The organism is Catellatospora coxensis, assembly GCF_016862635.1.
GTDB classification, from domain to species: Bacteria; Actinomycetota; Actinomycetes; order Mycobacteriales; family Micromonosporaceae; genus Catellatospora; species Catellatospora coxensis.
The window spans coordinates 17,285-33,483 of the sequence record NZ_BONI01000093.1 but is presented as its reverse complement, the minus strand read 5'-3'; the positions used below and the strand labels follow the sequence as shown (position 1 = coordinate 33,483).

Sequence of the window (16,199 nt, the reverse complement as noted above, 5' to 3'; positions counted from 1 at the left end):
CGACCACACCGGCTCGGTGTACTCCGTCGCGTTCGCCAACCTGCCCGACGGCACCACCCTCCTCGCCACCAGCAGCGGCGACCACACCGTACGCGTCTACGACGCCACCACCGGACAACACCTCCACACCCACAACGACCACACCGACAACGTGTGGTCCGTCGCGTTCGCCAACCTGCCCGACGGCACCACCCTCCTCGCCACCAGCAGCGGCGACCACACCGTACGCGTCTACAACGCCACCACCGGACAACACCTCCACACCCACAACGACCACACCAGCTCGGTGTACTCCGTCGCGTACACCAACTTGCCCGACGGCACCACCCTCCTCGCCACCGGCAGCAACGACCACACCGTGCGCATCTACGACGCCACCACCGGACAACACCTCCGCACCTACAACGACCACAACAGCCCTGTACTCTCTGTTGCGTTCGCCAACCTGCCCGACGGCACCGCCCTACTCGCCACCGGCAACAAATACGCTGGGGTCCAGCTCAGGGAGGAGCCACATGGCCAGGGCTTGTGTCTCATCGATGGCCAGTGGGGAACCCCCAGAGCCGCGTCGGAACTGGCCCTGCACACGCTGCCCGACGGATCCGTTCTGGTGGCGGTCACATTCGAGGAGGAACACGCCCCGACAATCCGAAGAATCAGCCTAACCGGCCGATCCGAGGTAGCGCTTTCGCCGCAAGGGTCCGGAATGTTCACCGGCATATCGGGAATCGCCGCGCTCAGCTCCATGGCGTTACATCCACCACTGCAGTTGCTCGACGATCTGTTGGATCTTCTAATCACCGATAGCGACAGGAGCCATCGACTGGCTTTGCTCACCGACCACCCGCGAGTGCGGCAGTTGCGGGCGCTGGCATGGCCGCGTGCCGCACGGGTGGGTATGGCTGCGCTGCTGGTGGCAGACGTCGCCTTCGACATTCGGTTGGCCCCTCCTCCGTCTACACCGGCGGTGCTGGTATCGGCGCTGTCGTCAGCGTTGGTGTCGCCAGGTCGCGCCTCAATGCAGGTGGCCACACCCTCAATCGAGGAGTTGCTGACCGGCGCAGACAATGTCACCGAGTCGGTCGTGACCTTGCTGACCGTACTCGGTCCCTCAGCTGTGGCAGCGGATCCGACCCTGCCGGTGCGCCTTCGCCACCTCGCGGACGGCATGCCTCCGGTCGACACCACCCGGCTCCGACAGCTCCAGTTGACAACCAACCGCCTGGTGGGCCGAAGGACGGAGAAGGGAACGAGTTCGCAGGCCCGCAGCATCGGCGGCGAGGGTGTGACGTCCCGAGGGCGGATTACTAGCCTCCTGCCGACGCAGCTCGCGCTGCCGGCCGACGTGTTCCAGCTTCGGCACGCGCAGAGCGACCTGCTCTACCGCGATTTCCATGACCTCACGTCGCCACTGCTGGAGGAGATGGTGATCGTGCTGGATACGAGCCCGGCCACCTTCGGTCCGGTGGAAGGCGTGCTGCGGTCAGCGGCTCATGTGATCGCAAAGGTGTTTCAGGCGACGGGTCAAGCCGTCTGGTTGATCACACTCGATGATCCGGAGCGATGCGTTCCACTGGGCGATGTGAAATCCATGGCGACGATTTGGTCTGCGCGGGGCTTGTCGGCGCCGGATGTGCAGAGGGCGCTGCGGACTGCTCACAGCGCCGGGGCCGCAGTGACGTTACTGCTGTCGGAGCCCCATCTGGTATGGCGTTTCACAGTCCGCGCAGATCGCCGGACGCGGGTGTTGACGTCCTCGCCGCCAGGTTTCGCTCCCGTTCGCGGGGCGAGCGGACCGTGGTGGATGCACGTGCCGAGCCAAGCGGGAACTGCGACACTGGCGCGGGCGGTGGCGCGCATGCTGGCTCCCGACGACCGGCCTTGACATAGCGGCTACCACCGGCCAGCAATCGTGTTGTCGCAGGCAGGACAGCGACCGTCCACGAGAACATTGGCCGTGAGGTTCCAGATACCACGGGTGACGACAGTTGTGCCACAGCCGGGGCATCGGGTGGCTCGGCCCTCGTCGCCGAGCGCCCGTTCGACATAGACGTAACGCAGACCCGCAGATCGGGCGATGCTGACGGCGCCGGCGAGGGCGTCAGGGGACGTCGGGTCCTGGCTGGTCATTCGGAAGGTCGGGGTGAATCGCAGCAGGTGCCACGGAATGTCGATGTCGATGTCGGCGATCCCGGCGGCGAGGGTGGCGAGATCCTCCGGGTCGTCAGTGTAGCCGGGGATGAGGGGCGTGGACAACTCGATCCATACACCGAATTCACGTAAGCGGCGTATAGCGCGCCATACGGGGGTCAGTGGTGCGCCGGTAAGCCGACGGTGGCGACCGTTGTCCGCAGCCTTGAGGTCGATGTTGACCGCGGCGAGCACAGGTGCCACGGTATCGACGGCGCGATCGGTGAGAAAGCCGTTGCTTTTCCAGGCGATCTCGACGCCGTAGGGGTCGGAGGCTTCAGCCAGTGCCAGGGTGAGTTCGATGGCCAGGGCTGGCTCCGTGTAGGACAGCGCGATGATTGCCTGTTCGGTGGCCGCATCGGCCACGACAGCCTCGACGTCGGCGATTTCACCGGTCCATTCTTGGCTGTCAGGTCGTCCGTACTGGGACAGCCGATAGTTGACGCAGTACGAGCAGGAGAAGGTGCAACCGGGGGCAGCGATCGTGATCGTGCTGCGTCCAGGACGGTAGTGGAAGAACGGCTTACGCTCAACTGCGTCCCTGTGGATCACAGATATCGAGTGGGTGGCAGTCTGCATCCGTCCACCGGCATTTCGCCGTACACGACAAAGGCCCAAGTCGCCGTCGGCAAGGACGCAGCGATGAGGGCACAGTTCACATCGGACCGAATGGCCGTTCTGTTCGTACAATATGGCCGGAACCCAGTGCGCCGGGCCAGACACATCGCCTCCTCGGAGTAGCTGATGGCGTCGATAATTCAGCCAGCCGGGCGGACACGCGTCACCCACGATTCGCCTAAAGCATAGAGCACAACGCCCGCCGATCATCCGCAGCGGCGACGAATTACGTCACCCCCCGACGGGGTCGAACAACCGGGTCGCGGATGCTTCGGGTAGCTCGCTGGCCACCATCGACGTCGGTCGGCTTTGCCGGTGCCGGCCAAAGTCCTGCTGACAACGCGATCACCGAAACCGCCCCACCTTCCGAATCTCACGTCCCTCGCCGTCAGGCTCAAGATGTACCTGATACGGCTCACCATCCGGAGGATCAAATAAACCACCAGTGCCTGCCGTTAAGGAAGGGCACCTTCCCATCGTTTTCCGCAGAGGAAGGGCGTCTTCTTAACCGACTGCGGCCGTCTGCGCTGTTCGGTGGAGGCGTCCCGGCGCGCAGCGGCGGTCGCGGGCCGACTGGAACTCGTACGCCGCCTCGGTCAAGGCGGCCGGGCTGCCCGGTCAGCGGCGCAGCACCCGGCCCGCGGGCGCCACGTCCGTGGAGCCGCTCCACCGCCACGGTCAAGATCATCGCGCCACAGACGTCGGAATTCCCAGGTCCCCGCATAGCCGAGCGGGGACTAGGCCGTCACGCAGGTACGCAGCGCCACAGCGCGTCGCGGCGTCGGCAGCGTTACGTCACGCACCCGGCTGCCGCACGAAAACTCATTGGCTGGCCCCAGCCCTGCGTATGCCGGTCCGGATCCCGGCAGGTCAGGGCCACTGAACAGCAGAGAGTGTCGTCGCAACGTTCGGTTATCGGTCAATTACTCTGCGTGCGGGCTCGTCGATCGCGCGCGGGCCGAACGCTACCCGTCCATGCGCGTGGACGCCGCGTGGGCTGAACGGAGCCGTCCTATGTCAATAACGAAACCCGCAGTCACGCCGCGGGTGCCTCGCGCAGGAGGGCAACACCGCGGAGCCGCGCTCCGGCGCAGGCTGCCCGTGGGCGTCTCGCTGGCGGTCCTGGCAGCGCTGGTGGCCGTGCCGGGCAACCCGGCCTGGGCGGCCACGTACGACACCGTCCTGGTCAGCCGAGCCACCGCCGGCACGGCCGGGAACGGCGACTCCTCGGCCCCGTCGGTCTCCGCCGACGGGCGCTACGTCGCCTTCGCCTCCGACGCCGACAACCTCAGCGACGCCGACGACAACGCCCACACCAACGTCTTCGTACGCGACCTGACCACCGGCACGACAACCTTCGTCAGCCGCGTCGACGGAGCGGACGGAGCTGCCGCCAACGGCCCGTCCGCCGACCCGTCGATCTCCGCCGACGGGCGCTACGTCGTGTTCAGCTCGACCGCCGCGAACCTGAGCACGCAGGACGAGGACACCTGCATGTCCCTGTTCTGGGGCCTGCCCGAGCCGTGCTCGAACATCTTCCTCCGCGACCTCCAGTCCGGCACGACGACGTTCGTGAGCAGAGCGAACGGCGCACAGGGCGCCGCCTCCGACGGCAGCTCGTACTACCCGACCGTGTCCGCGGACGGAACCAAGGTCGCCTTCACCTCGGGCGGGGCCAACCTCAGCACCGAGGACGAGGACGAGTGCTACATCGACGGCGGCGGCCCGCACCCGTGCACCGACTTCTTCGTCCGCGACCTCCAGGCCGGCACCACCGTGTACATCGGCAACGCGCCCATCTACCGGATCGGGCCCTGCGGTCCGGCGATCTCCGCCGACGGGCGCAAGGTCGCCTTCGAGACCGACGGCATCTCGATCGATGACAACAACGGCTACCTCGACGTCGTCGTGTACGACCTGCAGGCCGGCACGGCGAGCTACGTGAGCAGAGCCGACGGCGTCAACGGGGCACTCGCCTTCGGCGGGCCCTCGACCTGCCCGTCGATCTCCGCCGACGGCCGCCACATCGCGTTCGTATCCGACGCGTACAACCTCAGCGCCGACGACGTCGACTCGTTCGACACCGAGAGCGTGTACGTGCGCGACACGCAGGAGGGCCGGACCACGCTCGTCAGCAGGGCGAGCGGGGCCGCCGGGGCCGTGGCGGAGCTGCGCTCGTTCGAGCCGTCGATCTCCGCCGACGGGCGCTACGTCGCCTTCATGTCGCGGGCGATGAACCTCAGCGCCGACGACCTCGACACCTGCTACGACCCGGCCCAGGGCACCAACCGGCCGTGCCCGGACGTGTTCGTCCGCGACCTGCAGTCCGCGACCACCACCTTCGTGAGCAGGGCGACGGGGGCCGCCGGGGCGGGCGGCGACGAGCGCTCCACGAATCCGTCGATCTCCGGTGACGGCAGGCTGGTCGCGTTCGAGTCCCCGGCGCGCAACCTCAGCGCCGACGACTCCGACGCCCACCGCGACGTGTTCGCCCGCGACTGGGGCGCGGGGCTGCCCCCGCCGCCGATGACCGACCTGTCGTTGACGGTGACCGGGTCGGCCGCCGCGGTGCCGGTCGGCTCCAACGTCACCTTCACGGTCCGCGTCGCCAACGCCGGACCCGCCGGGGCGACCGGCGTCGCCGTGACCGACCAGCTCCCGTCGGGCCTGACGTTCGTGTCGGCGGCCCCGACGCAGGGCACGTACACGTCTGCCACCGGTCTGTGGTCGGTCGGCAGCCTGGCGGCCGGGGCGAGCGCCACCGTCCAGATCGTCGCGAGGGTCGCGACCACCGGGCAGAAGACGAACACCGCGCAGGTCAGCGCGGCTTCTCCGGCCGACGTCGACTCGACCCCGGGCAACGGCGTGCCCGGCGAGGACGACCAGGCGTCGGTGACCGTCAACGGCACCGCAACCTGCGCGGCGAGCACGGCGACCCGGACCGCCGACTACGACTCGTGGATCACGACGAGCTGGTCCACGACGAACTTCGGTGGCGACGCGATCCTCAAGGTACGCAGCAAGGCCAGCGCCGACGCCCGCACGCTGGTGCACTTCGCGCTGCCGAGCCTGCCCGCAGGCTGCAAGGTCGCCAGCGCGAAGCTGCGCATGTACGTGTCCTCGGCCGTCGGCACCCGCACCCTGCGGGCGGTCCGGCTCGCCGGAGCCTGGACCGAGACCGGCGTCACCTGGCGCAACCAGCCCACCACCACCGGCACCGCGGCCACCGTGCCCGCGGTCAAGGGCTGGGTGGAGTGGACGGTCACCTCGCAGGTCGCCGGCCTCTACACCGACGGCAACCACGGCCTGCAGATCCGCGACGCCACCGAGGGCGCCGCCGGTTACGAGCAGCGCCTGCACAGCCGCGAGAACACCAGCAAGCCCACCCTGACCGTCACCTTCGGCGCGGCCTGACCCGCATCCCGTGAACCGCCTGCCCGCCGAGCGACCGGTGGGCAGGCGGTTCTTCACGTGTACGTCGCGGCCGCCGAAGACGTCAGACCCGGTCGAGCGCCGACACGAGCCGGTCGTGTTCGGCCTGGGTGCCGATACGGGCACGGTCTTCGGGGTGGTCGACGTACCACCTGATCGCGGCCACCACGAGATGCGGGTGGGTGTCCCAGCCGAGCGGCAGCAGGGCACGGCCGCGCAAGCGCTTGGGCAGGAGGTCGGGCCGGGCGACGGTCAGCGCGAGGCTCCAGCTCGACGGGCTGGGACGGCGCGGGGACCCGGAACCCAGCGCCTCCCAGGGGATGTCCGCACCGCCGGGTCCGGTCAACCTGATGCCTTCGGCGCGCAGTTCCAGCGCGGGCATGCCGCGCCAGATCAGGACCACGAAGACCGCGACACACCCGACGGATGTCGTGATCAGCAGTGTGGTGCCCGGTCCATGACCGTCCCACTCGCCGAAGGCGGTCCGGCCCGAGCCGAGCAGCAGCCCGAAGCCCAGCAGCCGCGACACGTGCGACGACGTGACGAATGCCCGGCCCGTCACGGTGAACGCCACGGCGCTTCCGGAACGGCGGAAGAACATGTAGACCAGCACCCCGAGTCCGCCCAGCGGCGCGGCCGCCCGCAGCGGCCCTTCCCACAGGCTGCCGGCGGGCACACCGTCAGCGAGAAGCTGACTCGCCAGCGTCGCCGCCACGGTCAGCACGAGTAGGACACGGGTGCGGTCCAGCGGCCGGATCGAGATCACGGCGCGCATGGTACCGATCCCTCGCCCGCCCGCCGGAGAAGGAAGGGCACCTTCTTATCGGTATACGTGGCGGAAGGGCACCTTCTTAACCGCGCGCGGCGCGGCGCTCGCGTGGGCGCTGGTTGCGGAGGGGTGGGGTGGTGAGGGCGTGGAGGAGGGCGCGGACGGCGGTGGTGAGGTCGGCGCGGCACTCGGGGGTGCCGGGCGGCGGGGCCGTCAGCGCGCCCGCCCCGGCAAGGCGGTCGAACAGCAGCCCGTCGACGCAGGCCACGAAATGGTCGCCGGCCCGGTCCGGGTCCGCGGCGCCCGCGGCGGCCAGCATGGCGCGCGCCTGCACGCGGGAGGCGGTGCCGTGGCCGAGGATGTCGCGCAGCTCCGGATGGTGGGTCGCTTCGAGCACGCAGGCGTAGCGGGCCAGGGCGCGGTCGCGGCCGTCGGTGAGCCACCGGTCCAGCAGCGCGCCGGTCGCGGCCGCGATCCCGTCCAGGTCGGCGGCGGTCAGTTTCGGCGGGTACGCGGGCACGTCGTCGCTCGGCAGGCTGCCCGCCGCCAGGTCGGCCGCGTCGAGGTCGGCGAGCCGCTGCACGAGCGCCTCGATCAGCGCCTTGCGGGTGCGGTAGTACGCGGAGGTCGTGCCGGTCGGCAGCCCGGCGCGCGCGTCGACCGCGCGGTGGGTCAGGCCGCGCATGCCCTGTTCGGCGACGAGTGCGATGGCGGCGTCGGTGATGACGGCGTACCGGGTGACCACGTGGACCCTCGCTTTCTACACCTGTAGTATGCCTGTTCTACAGCTGTAGAAGAGGAGTGGCATGGACGCGATCGTCATCGGCGCGGGCATCGGCGGGCTGTGCGCGGCCATCGGGCTGCGCCGGCGCGGCTGGCACGTCACCGTGCTGGAGCGCGCGGCGCGTTTCGGCGAGGCCGGCGCGGGCCTGACGCTGATGGCCAACGGCCTGCGCGGGCTCGACGCGCTCGGCGTCGGCGACGCCGTCCGCGCCGCGGGACGGGCCGACGCGCCCGGCGGCACGCGTACCTCCTCGGGCCGCTGGATCTCGCGCATCGACGCCGACGCGATGACCCGGCTGCTGGGCACGGCCGCGCTGGGCATCCACCGGGCGTCCCTGCACGAGATCCTGCGGGCGGAGCTGCCCGCCGGGACGATCGTCACCGGAGCGCAGGTGACGGGCCTTGCGGAGCACCCGGACCGCGACGAGACGACCGGCTTCGGGCGACAGGTCGTCTACCGGCACGAGGGCAGGACGGTCACGGCGCGAGCTGCGCTCGTCGTGGCGGCGGACGGCATCGACAGCAAGGTACGCGCACAACTGTGGCCCGAGCACCCGGGACCGGTCCACTCCGGCTCGACGGCCTGGCTCGGCGTCACCGGACCCTGGACCGGTGAACGCGCCGCCGCGATCAGCTGGGGCCCGGGCGCCGAGTTCGGCACCGTCCCGCTCGGCGACGGCCGGGTCTACTGGTTCGCCGCGGTCAACGCCCCCGCGGGGCTTCACGTCGACGACGAGATGGCGGCCGTACGGGCACGCTTCGGCGGCTGGCACGCACCCGTTCTCGACCTGCTCGACGCCACCGACCCGGCCGCGGTGATCCGCACCGACCTGCGCCATCTCGCCACCGCGCTGCCGTCCTATGTACACGGCGACGTCGCGCTGCTCGGCGACGCCGCCCACGCCATGACCCCGAACCTCGGGCAGGGCGCCAACCAGGCCGTCGAGGACGCGGTGGTGCTCGCCGCGGTCTGCGGTCCTGAGGACGACATCCCGGCCGCCTTGGCCGAGTACGACCGGCAGCGCCGCCCGCGGTCGCAGCAGGTGGCCCGCGCGGCCGCGCAGATCGGCCGAATCGGCCAGCAGCTGACCAACCCGCTCGCCGTGGGCCTGCGCAACACGATGATGCGGCTGACCCCGTCCCGGGTTGCCCTCCGATCGATGGCGCGCCACGCCGACTGGGACGCGCCCCCGATCCCGCTCTGACCCAGCACCAGGTCCGTGTCCACCCGCCTCGCCCCGCTCGCGCGTCCCAGTCCTGGATCTAGATGACTTGTTGTCGCCCTGACGACCACAAGTCATCTAGATCCAGGACAGGTCGGCTGGGGTGGGGGTTGCCCCCGGCCGCGTCTCCGTGCGGGTCATGGAGCGGGTGTGTCAGCTTCGCGGGGCGCGGTGGCGGCCGGGGCGCGCCGCGGAGGCGAGCGCCAGGCCGGGGACCGGGCGGGAGTCCTCCTCACGGACCGGGGCGGGCAGGGTGAACTCCTGGAAGCGGTCCTCGGCGGTGTGCTGTCCGGGGCCGGCGGCCGGGGGTGCCGGGCGGGTGGCCGGGACCAGGAGCGCGACGACTACTGCGGCGGCGGCGACGGCGGCCAGCACCAGGAACCCGGTCGTGTAGCCGACCGCGGTGGGCAGGCCGCTGGGCTGGGTGTGCGAGGTCACGATCGCGGCGACGACGGCGATGCCGATGGAGCCGCCGATGGTGCGGATGTTGGTGTTCATGCCGGTGGCGATGCCCGTCTGGGCGGGGTCGGCGCCCTGGACGATGAGGCTGGTCAGGGCCGCGTACGCGATGCCGAGCCCGAGCCCGAACACGGCGCCGCCGGTGGCGAGCTGCCACGGCGCGGTGTTGAGCAGCCCGAATCCGGCGCAGGCCACGGAGATGAGCGCGGAGCCGGTGACGAGCTGTGCCTTGAACCCGACGGTGCGGTGGATGGGGCCGCTGACCAGGCCCCCGGCCGCCATGGCCACGAGCATGGGCAGGATCAGCAGGCCGGCCGTGGTCACCGACGCGCCGAAGCCGTATCCGGCGCTGGCCGGCGTCTCCAGGAACTGCGGCAGGAAGGTGAATGCGGCGATCATCGCGCCGCCGAACAGCAGGGCGACGGTGTTGGTGGTCAGCATCAGCGGCTGGCGCATCATCCGCATGTCGATCAGCGGGTTGGCGGTGCGGGTCTCGACGAGCACCCACAGCGTGAAGCTCACGGCGGCCACCACGAACAGTGCGAGGGTCGCGGGGGCGGCCCAGCCCCAGACCCGGCCCTGGCTGACCGGCAGCAGCAGCGCGAGCAGCCAGGTGGCCAGCAGCGCCGCCGCGGTCAGGTTGATGCGACCGCCCGAGCGTACGGGCGATTCGGGGATGAACAGGCGGCACAGGATCGCGGTGGCGGTCACGACGATCGCGGGGATCCAGAACAGCCAGCGCCAGCCGAGCGCCTCGGTGATCGGGCCGGCCAGCACGGTGCCGAGTCCGCTGCCCACGGCGATCACGCCGGACAGTGCGCCGATCGCGGAGGGCACGCGGCGGGGCTCGAACTCGTCGCGCAGGATGCCGAAGGCGAGCGGGAACACGGCGCCGCCGAGGCCCTGGATGACCCGGCCGGCGATGAGCACGCCGAGGTTCGGGGCGAGCGCGGCGACGACGTTGCCGACGGCGATCGCGATCAGCACGATGACGAGGCTGTGCTGCTTGCCGGCCAGGTCGCCGAGGCGGCCGAGGATGGGAGTGGCGACGGCGGCAGCCAGCAGCCAGGAGATCAGCACCCAGGAGACGGCGGACTGGGTGGTGGCGAGGTCGTGCTGGATCACCGGGAGCACGGGGCTGACCAGGGACTGCAGCATCGACAGGGAGATCGCGGCCAGCGCGAGCAGGCTGAAGGTGACGGTGGTGGAGCGGGCAGGGGAGGTTGCCATGGTGCGTGTCCTCATCTGGCGGCGGGGAGCGCTCATCGGCGTCACGTCCGGCCGCGGGTAGACTGAGAGTCGTCCTCCAGATATCCGGAGGGTGACTATCACTATAGTGATAGTTGGTCTCCGGTTGCAAACGCGACGAGAGGAAGGACACCGTGAACGACCTGGCCCGGCTCCGGACACCCCGGCCGCACCGCGCCGACGCCGGACGCAACTTCGACGCGATCCTGGCCGCGGCGCGTACGGCGTTCACCGAGCTGGGCGCGGACGCGCCGCTGGACGAGATCGCCCGCCGGGCCGGGGTCGGCATCGCCACCCTCTACCGCAACTTCCCCACCCGCGAGCAGCTCATCGAGAACGTCTACATCACCGAGGTGGAGGCGGTCGCCCAGGCCGCGGTCGACGGCGCGAGCCTCGATCCTTGGGAGGGCCTGACCAGGTGGCTGCGCCGCTACGTCGACTACGTCGGCGCCAAGCGTGCGCTGATCACCGGCCTGAACCGCGACTCGGCGACCTTCCAGGCCTGCCGCGACGAGCTGTTCGCGGCGGGGAGCCCGCTGCTGGAACGGGCCCAGCGGGCGGGCGCAGCGCGCCCCGACGTGACCATCGTCGACGTCATGTGGCTGGTCAGCGGGGTCGCGGGAGTCGGCGGCGACCCCGGCCGGCGGGAGAAGGTGCTGGCGGTGGCGCTCGACGGCCTGCGCTTCACGGGCGGCGACCAGTCGTAGCGGCGGACCTGCCGGTTTCTCGCCTCCCACGGCCCTGAGCGGCACTAACGTGGTCTGTGCCTGGATGCGGCGAGGGAAGGACACACTCGATGAGGCTGCAGGGGAAGGTCGCGCTGGTCTCCGGCGGCTCCAAGGGCATCGGCCACGCCGTGGTGGAGCTGTTCGCCAAGGAGGGTGCGACCGTCGTCTCGGGCGACATCACCGCCCCGACGGAGCCTTTCCCGACCGGGGTCGAGTCGGTGCAGCTAGACGTCACCAGCGAGCACCAGTGGGCGAGCGTGGTCGGTGACGTCGTCAAGAAGCACGGCCGCCTCGACGTGCTGATCAACAACGCCGGCATCATCGCGTACGAGCCGCTGGACGAGCTGGACGTCGCGAACTGGGAGAAGATGGTGGCGGTCGATCAGACCGGCGTCTTCCTCGGCATGCGCGAGGCGGTCCGGGTCATGCGGAAGAACAAGTCCGGCTCGATCGTCAACGTCTCGTCGATCTGGGGAAACTCGGCGGTCGCCGGAGCCTTCTCGTACCACGCCGCGAAGGGCGCGGTGCGCAACATGACCAAGAACGCGGCGATGACGTACGTCGGCGAAGGGATCAGGGTCAACTCGGTCCACCCCGGCTTCATCGACACCCCGCTGACCCAGGCCCAGGCGCCGGACCTGAACCGGCTCGTCATCGACCAGACGCCGATGAAGCGGCCGGGCCGGCCGATGGAGGTCGCTTACGGCTGCCTCTACCTGGCCTCCGACGAGTCGAGCTTCGTCACGGGTACCGAACTGGTCATCGACGGCGGCTACCTGGCCCAGTAGCGGACGACCGCCCGTTCGGCAGAACCTCCAGGAGCGCGTTGATGGCAACTCTCGGCAGCAGGCAGGCGGCCGGCTTGCGGTGTCGTGCCGACGCCGCTCAGGGGCAGCGGTGAACCCGCCGACGCCGCAGGTCGAGCCGGCCTTCGACGTGAATGCTCTGCTGGGGCCGGTGGAGGACCACGGCGTCACCCGGGCCGGCCATCGCCGCGTGGTTCCCATCATCGGCGGGCGGGTGTCGGGCCTGTTCGACGCGGAGATCCTGCCCGGTGGCGCCGACTGGCAACTGGTCCGCCCGGATGGAGCCGTCGAGGTGGACATTCGGTACACGGCACGAACCCCTGACGGCGAATTCGTCCACGTGCGCGCCTCGGGGGTGCGCACCGGTCCCCCGGCGGTCCTGGCAGCGCTGCAACGCGGCGAGTCCGTCGATCCCGCCGACTACTACTTCCGCATCGCGCTGTGCCTGGAGACCTCCGCCCCGCGGCTGGCGGCGCTGCAGGATGCCGTCTTCGTGGCGTCCGGGATGCGCGAAGCCGATCGGGTACGGTACGCCGTCTACCGGGTCACCTGAGCAGCGTGATGACGAGACTCAGCCCGGTCGGGAGCACCGTGCGGCTCCTCGGCAAGCCGCTGCCGCAGGGTGGTCAGCGCGCGAGAGGACTGGCTCTTCACGGTTCCGGGCGAGATCTGCAGCAAGGCGGCCGTCTGCGCCTCGGACATGTCCTCGTAGAACCGCAGCACCAGCACGGCGCGCTGCCGTGCCGGCAGGGCTTTGACGTGTTCCCAGAGCAGGTCACGATCGATTCGCTCGTCGAACCTGTCCGGCGCGGCACGTTCCGGCAGGAACTCGGTGGGCAGCTCCCCACGCCAGCGCCGCCGCCACCAGCTGGTGGCCGTGGTGACGAGCACCCGCCTGACATACGGTTCGACGGCCTCGATGCCACCGAGGCGTTTCCAGGCCAGGTAGGTCTTGGTGAAGGCGGTCTGCAGCAGATCCTCCGCCGTCGCCCAGTTGCCGGTCAGCAGATACGCGGTGCGCAGCAAACCGGGCGAACGCTCGGCCACGAACTGGTGGAACTCGTCCTCCAGCGCAGACCTCGGTTCACGGGCATACCCCCTGGGGGTTGTGGGGTCGGCGACGCCCAGGCGTGACGTCATCAATCCGTTGCAGATGGCCGGCAAACCTTCAGCCACGCCGTTGTCCTCTCCTCTGACCGGTCCGAGCAGCTAGATAGAACGTTCTTTCCAGGAAAAGCCTACCTCCCCCTCACGCAGGGTGACACCCACGCAGAACGAGCGTTCTCTACGAGCAGGAGCTCCGCCGGCGATAGCAAGATGTGAGACCATTTGTTGGTGTTTGCGTAGATCCCTAGCGAGCTCGGCAGACTGGAGGACGAGGATGGACTACCGCCAACTGGGCCGCTCCGGGCTTCGGGTGTCAGCGCTGTCGCTGGGCGCCATGACCTTCGGGGGCAGAGACGTCTTCGGCAACGTCGGGCACACCGACGTGGCAGGGGCCAAGCGGCAGATCGACATGTGCCTCGACGCCGGGGTGAACCTGATCGACACCGCGAACATGTACTCCGCCGGCGCGTCCGAGGAGATCCTGGGCCAGGCTCTCGCCGGGCGGCGCGACCGGGTGCTGATCTCCTCGAAGGTGCGCCTGCGCATGGGCGAGGGTCCCAACGACGAGGGCCTGTCCCGGCACCACATCCTCCAGCAGGCCGAGGACAGCCTGCGCCGGCTGGGCACCGATCATCTCGACGTGTACCACGTGCACCAGTGGGACGGCCTGACACCGCTGGAAGAGACCATGCAGACGCTGGACTCCCTGGTGGTCTCGGGCAAGGTCAGATACCTGGGCGTCTCCAACTTCACCGGCTGGCAGCTCATGAAGGCCCAGTGCGTCGCGGACAGGCACGGCTACCAGCGATTCGTCAGCAACCAGATCTACTACTCGCTGGAGTCCAGGGACGCCGAGTACGAGCTCATCCCCGCCTCGCTCGATCAGGGCCTCGGCGTCCTGGTGTGGAGCCCGCTGGCCGGCGGCCTACTGTCCGGCAAGTACCGGCGCGACCAGCAGCCGGCCGACGGCCGGCACCTGACCGAATGGTCGGAGCCCCCGGTGCGCGACGAAGGCAGGCTCTACGACACGATCGACATCCTCGTGGACATCGCCTCGGCGCACGGCGGCTCACCGGCCCAGATCGCCCTCGCCTACCTCCTCACCAAGCCGGCGGTGACGTCGCTGGTCATCGGCGCCCGCAAGGACGAACAGCTCGCTGACAACCTCGGAGCCGTCCATGTGCGACTGAGCACGGAGGACGTCGACCGCTTGGACAAGGCCAGCGCGCCGGACCTCATCTATCCGCACTGGCACCAGGCGAACCTCGTGTCCTCCCGCTTCAGCGAAGCGGACCTGGCCTGGCACCGTCCAGCCCGATGACCCGGTTCGAACGGCAGCGCACAGTCAGGCGGCGCGGGCCGCAGGTCAGATCGACCAGGCCGGCGCTGCCTCCACCGGGCGGAACAGTTCGGCCAGTGCGCGGTGCCTTCCGATCGCCGTGACCACGGGCAGTGTGTAGTCGCGGGCACGGATGGCCGCCAGGAACTCCGGGTCCGGTGCCAGCCCGTGTCGGGCCAGGTAGTAGCGGGCGCAGTCGGTCCATACCCACGCGCCGTCGGTGCGCTGGTCGAGCGGGACGACCTCGCCGCGCACCGGGTCGACCACGTCGGCCATCCGCTCGGTGGAGGACAGCAGCACCGGCGCGTCCTCCAGGTATCGCAGCACGGCGTCGCGCTCGGTGCCGGCCAGCCGCTCGTGGCCGGGATCGAAGCCGGGACCGGTCACGGGATCCACGACGTCGAACGCTCGGGCGATCAGCACCGGCCCATGGACCTCGGCAGCCCACAGCAGCGCCGCACCCCGCCGGATCTGCCACTGGTACGCGGAGGGCTCGACACCCGCCACGAGCAGCTCGACGAGCGGACCGGCCGCATCTCCACCCACCGCCGCGGTGATCCGAGCGGCGACTCGGGGCAGTTCGGCCCTGGGCAGGTCCACCTCGGCCAGCAGCACCCTGGTCGCGTCCGGTTCTGCACCGGTGCGCCATGCGCGCCACAGGGCGACCGCACCGGGCAGCTCGGCCAGCGCGGCCCTGGCCGCCTCGTCCACCGCGTCGGTCGCCGCCTCGGTCAGCGCCGAGGGCGGGCCGGTCAGGTCTATCACCGGCGGGACCTCGACACCCGCGCGGAGCAGCTCGGCCGTCCGGACGGGCTCGAACTCGTACCGTTCGGTCAAGGGGTCCTCCTCATCGCCGGGACGACCCTTGATACGAGCAGGCGCCGGGATCGGTTCAACGCCGCCGCGGGTCAGGCGCCGGAGGCGCCTGTGTGCTGCCGGGATCCGTACAGGTCGTCCTCGGTGAGGACCGTGGCGTCGTCCTCGGCCCGGCCCAGTCGCGCCGCGGAGCCGAACATCGGGCCGCGGGCGGATCGGACCGGCGCGAAGCGCATGAACCCGATCGGCTGCGGGACGTCGTTGTAGACCGCCTCCATGCCGCCCTTCATCAGGTAGGTCTCGTGCCAGAACCCGGTGCCGCCGCTGTCGCGCAGGAAGCTGATCCACCAGTCCCGGTGCGGCCGGGAGCGGGTCCACTCCAGCAGCGACGGCAGATCCCGCCAGTACTGGCGCATGCCCACGTTCATCGGGAACATCGAGTAGACCAGGTACTCGTTCGACAGCAGGCCGTCGGGTCGAGCGGTGATCGAGTCGGAGATCTTCGGGCCGAACCCGAACAGCGTACGCAGCCCGAACAGGCGGTTGACCTTCATGCCGAGGTAGACGACGACGAGGTCGGGATAGCCGGAGAGGTCGACGGTCCGTCGGTTGACACGGGTCGGCATGGCATCGCTCCTGGGTTGGCGGCGGTTGCCGGACCCCGGGCGCCGGAGATCGTGT

Annotated in this window: 14 protein-coding genes; 7 read left to right on the top strand and 7 right to left on the bottom strand. The window is 70.1% G+C overall.

What is annotated here, in order from left to right; genetic code table 11:
- Window positions 1–1,885 (top strand): WD40 repeat domain-containing protein (locus tag Cco03nite_RS36330; protein ID WP_373314413.1); only part of this gene is annotated, 1,885 nt, incomplete at its 5' end.
- Window positions 1,886–1,893: 8 nt separating this feature from the next.
- Here Cco03nite_RS36330 and Cco03nite_RS36325 read toward each other — a convergent pair.
- Complete coding sequence (locus Cco03nite_RS36325; protein WP_239167948.1) at window positions 1,894–2,769, bottom strand: radical SAM protein; 876 nt, start codon at window positions 2,767–2,769, stop codon at window positions 1,894–1,896.
- Between the two features lie 1,140 nt (window positions 2,770–3,909).
- Here Cco03nite_RS36325 and Cco03nite_RS36320 point away from each other — a divergent pair.
- Window positions 3,910–6,222, top strand: coding sequence for a CBM96 family carbohydrate-binding protein (locus Cco03nite_RS36320; RefSeq protein ID WP_203698552.1), 2,313 nt, complete (start codon window positions 3,910–3,912; stop codon window positions 6,220–6,222).
- Window positions 6,223–6,304: 82 nt separating this feature from the next.
- On the opposite strand, the gene Cco03nite_RS36315 is transcribed toward Cco03nite_RS36320, so the two are convergent.
- Both Cco03nite_RS36315 and Cco03nite_RS36310 read right to left on the bottom strand, forming a co-directional pair.
- Complete coding sequence (locus Cco03nite_RS36315) at window positions 6,305–7,015, bottom strand: hypothetical protein (RefSeq protein ID WP_203698551.1); 711 nt, start codon at window positions 7,013–7,015, stop codon at window positions 6,305–6,307.
- A 76-nt stretch (window positions 7,016–7,091) separates the two neighbouring features.
- Window positions 7,092–7,754, bottom strand: a complete 663-nt coding sequence (locus Cco03nite_RS36310; RefSeq protein ID WP_239167947.1) for a TetR/AcrR family transcriptional regulator — start codon at window positions 7,752–7,754, stop codon at window positions 7,092–7,094.
- Between the two features lie 61 nt (window positions 7,755–7,815).
- Here Cco03nite_RS36310 and Cco03nite_RS36305 point away from each other — a divergent pair, with 61 nt between their 5' ends.
- Window positions 7,816–8,997 carry an FAD-dependent monooxygenase gene (locus Cco03nite_RS36305; RefSeq protein WP_203698550.1) on the top strand — a complete coding sequence of 394 codons (1,182 nt, stop codon included), beginning with the start codon at window positions 7,816–7,818 and terminating at the stop codon, window positions 8,995–8,997.
- Between the two features lie 171 nt (window positions 8,998–9,168).
- Here Cco03nite_RS36305 and Cco03nite_RS36300 read toward each other — a convergent pair whose 3' ends face one another.
- Entirely contained in the window at window positions 9,169–10,704 is a 1,536-nt protein-coding gene (locus tag Cco03nite_RS36300) for an MFS transporter (protein WP_239167946.1), read from the bottom strand.
- Between the two features lie 152 nt (window positions 10,705–10,856).
- On the opposite strand from Cco03nite_RS36300, the gene Cco03nite_RS36295 reads away from it, so the two are divergent.
- The 3 genes from Cco03nite_RS36295 (at window position 10,857) to Cco03nite_RS36285 (ending at window position 12,809) form a co-directional block, all read left to right on the top strand.
- Window positions 10,857–11,429: a TetR/AcrR family transcriptional regulator gene (locus Cco03nite_RS36295; protein ID WP_203698549.1), complete on the top strand. Its 573-nt coding sequence runs from the start codon at window positions 10,857–10,859 to the stop codon at window positions 11,427–11,429.
- 89 nt (window positions 11,430–11,518) lie between these two features.
- Window positions 11,519–12,238 carry an SDR family NAD(P)-dependent oxidoreductase gene (locus tag Cco03nite_RS36290; RefSeq protein ID WP_203698548.1) on the top strand — a complete coding sequence of 240 codons (720 nt, stop codon included), beginning with the start codon at window positions 11,519–11,521 and terminating at the stop codon, window positions 12,236–12,238.
- A gap of 109 nt (window positions 12,239–12,347) precedes the next feature.
- The gene (locus Cco03nite_RS36285; RefSeq protein ID WP_203698547.1) at window positions 12,348–12,809 is read left to right on the top strand and encodes a DUF3237 domain-containing protein; all 462 of its coding nucleotides are present in this window, start codon (window positions 12,348–12,350) and stop codon (window positions 12,807–12,809) included.
- On the opposite strand, the gene Cco03nite_RS36280 is transcribed toward Cco03nite_RS36285, so the two are convergent.
- Window positions 12,794–13,432, bottom strand: coding sequence for a SigE family RNA polymerase sigma factor (locus Cco03nite_RS36280; RefSeq protein ID WP_239167945.1), 639 nt, complete (start codon window positions 13,430–13,432; stop codon window positions 12,794–12,796). The genes Cco03nite_RS36285 and Cco03nite_RS36280 overlap by 16 nt on opposite strands.
- A gap of 205 nt (window positions 13,433–13,637) precedes the next feature.
- On the opposite strand from Cco03nite_RS36280, the gene Cco03nite_RS36275 reads away from it, so the two are divergent.
- Entirely contained in the window at window positions 13,638–14,684 is a 1,047-nt protein-coding gene (locus tag Cco03nite_RS36275) for an aldo/keto reductase (RefSeq protein WP_203698546.1), read from the top strand.
- 45 nt (window positions 14,685–14,729) lie between these two features.
- Here the strand turns inward: Cco03nite_RS36275 and Cco03nite_RS36270 are convergent, their stop codons facing one another.
- Window positions 14,730–15,539 (bottom strand): hypothetical protein, encoded by an 810-nt coding sequence (locus tag Cco03nite_RS36270; protein WP_203698545.1) that lies wholly within the window; start codon window positions 15,537–15,539, stop codon window positions 14,730–14,732.
- 71 nt (window positions 15,540–15,610) lie between these two features.
- A complete protein-coding gene (locus Cco03nite_RS36265; protein WP_203698544.1) occupies window positions 15,611–16,144 on the bottom strand; it encodes a monooxygenase family protein in 534 nt (177 codons plus the stop codon).
- Window positions 16,145–16,199 lie beyond the last annotated feature (55 nt).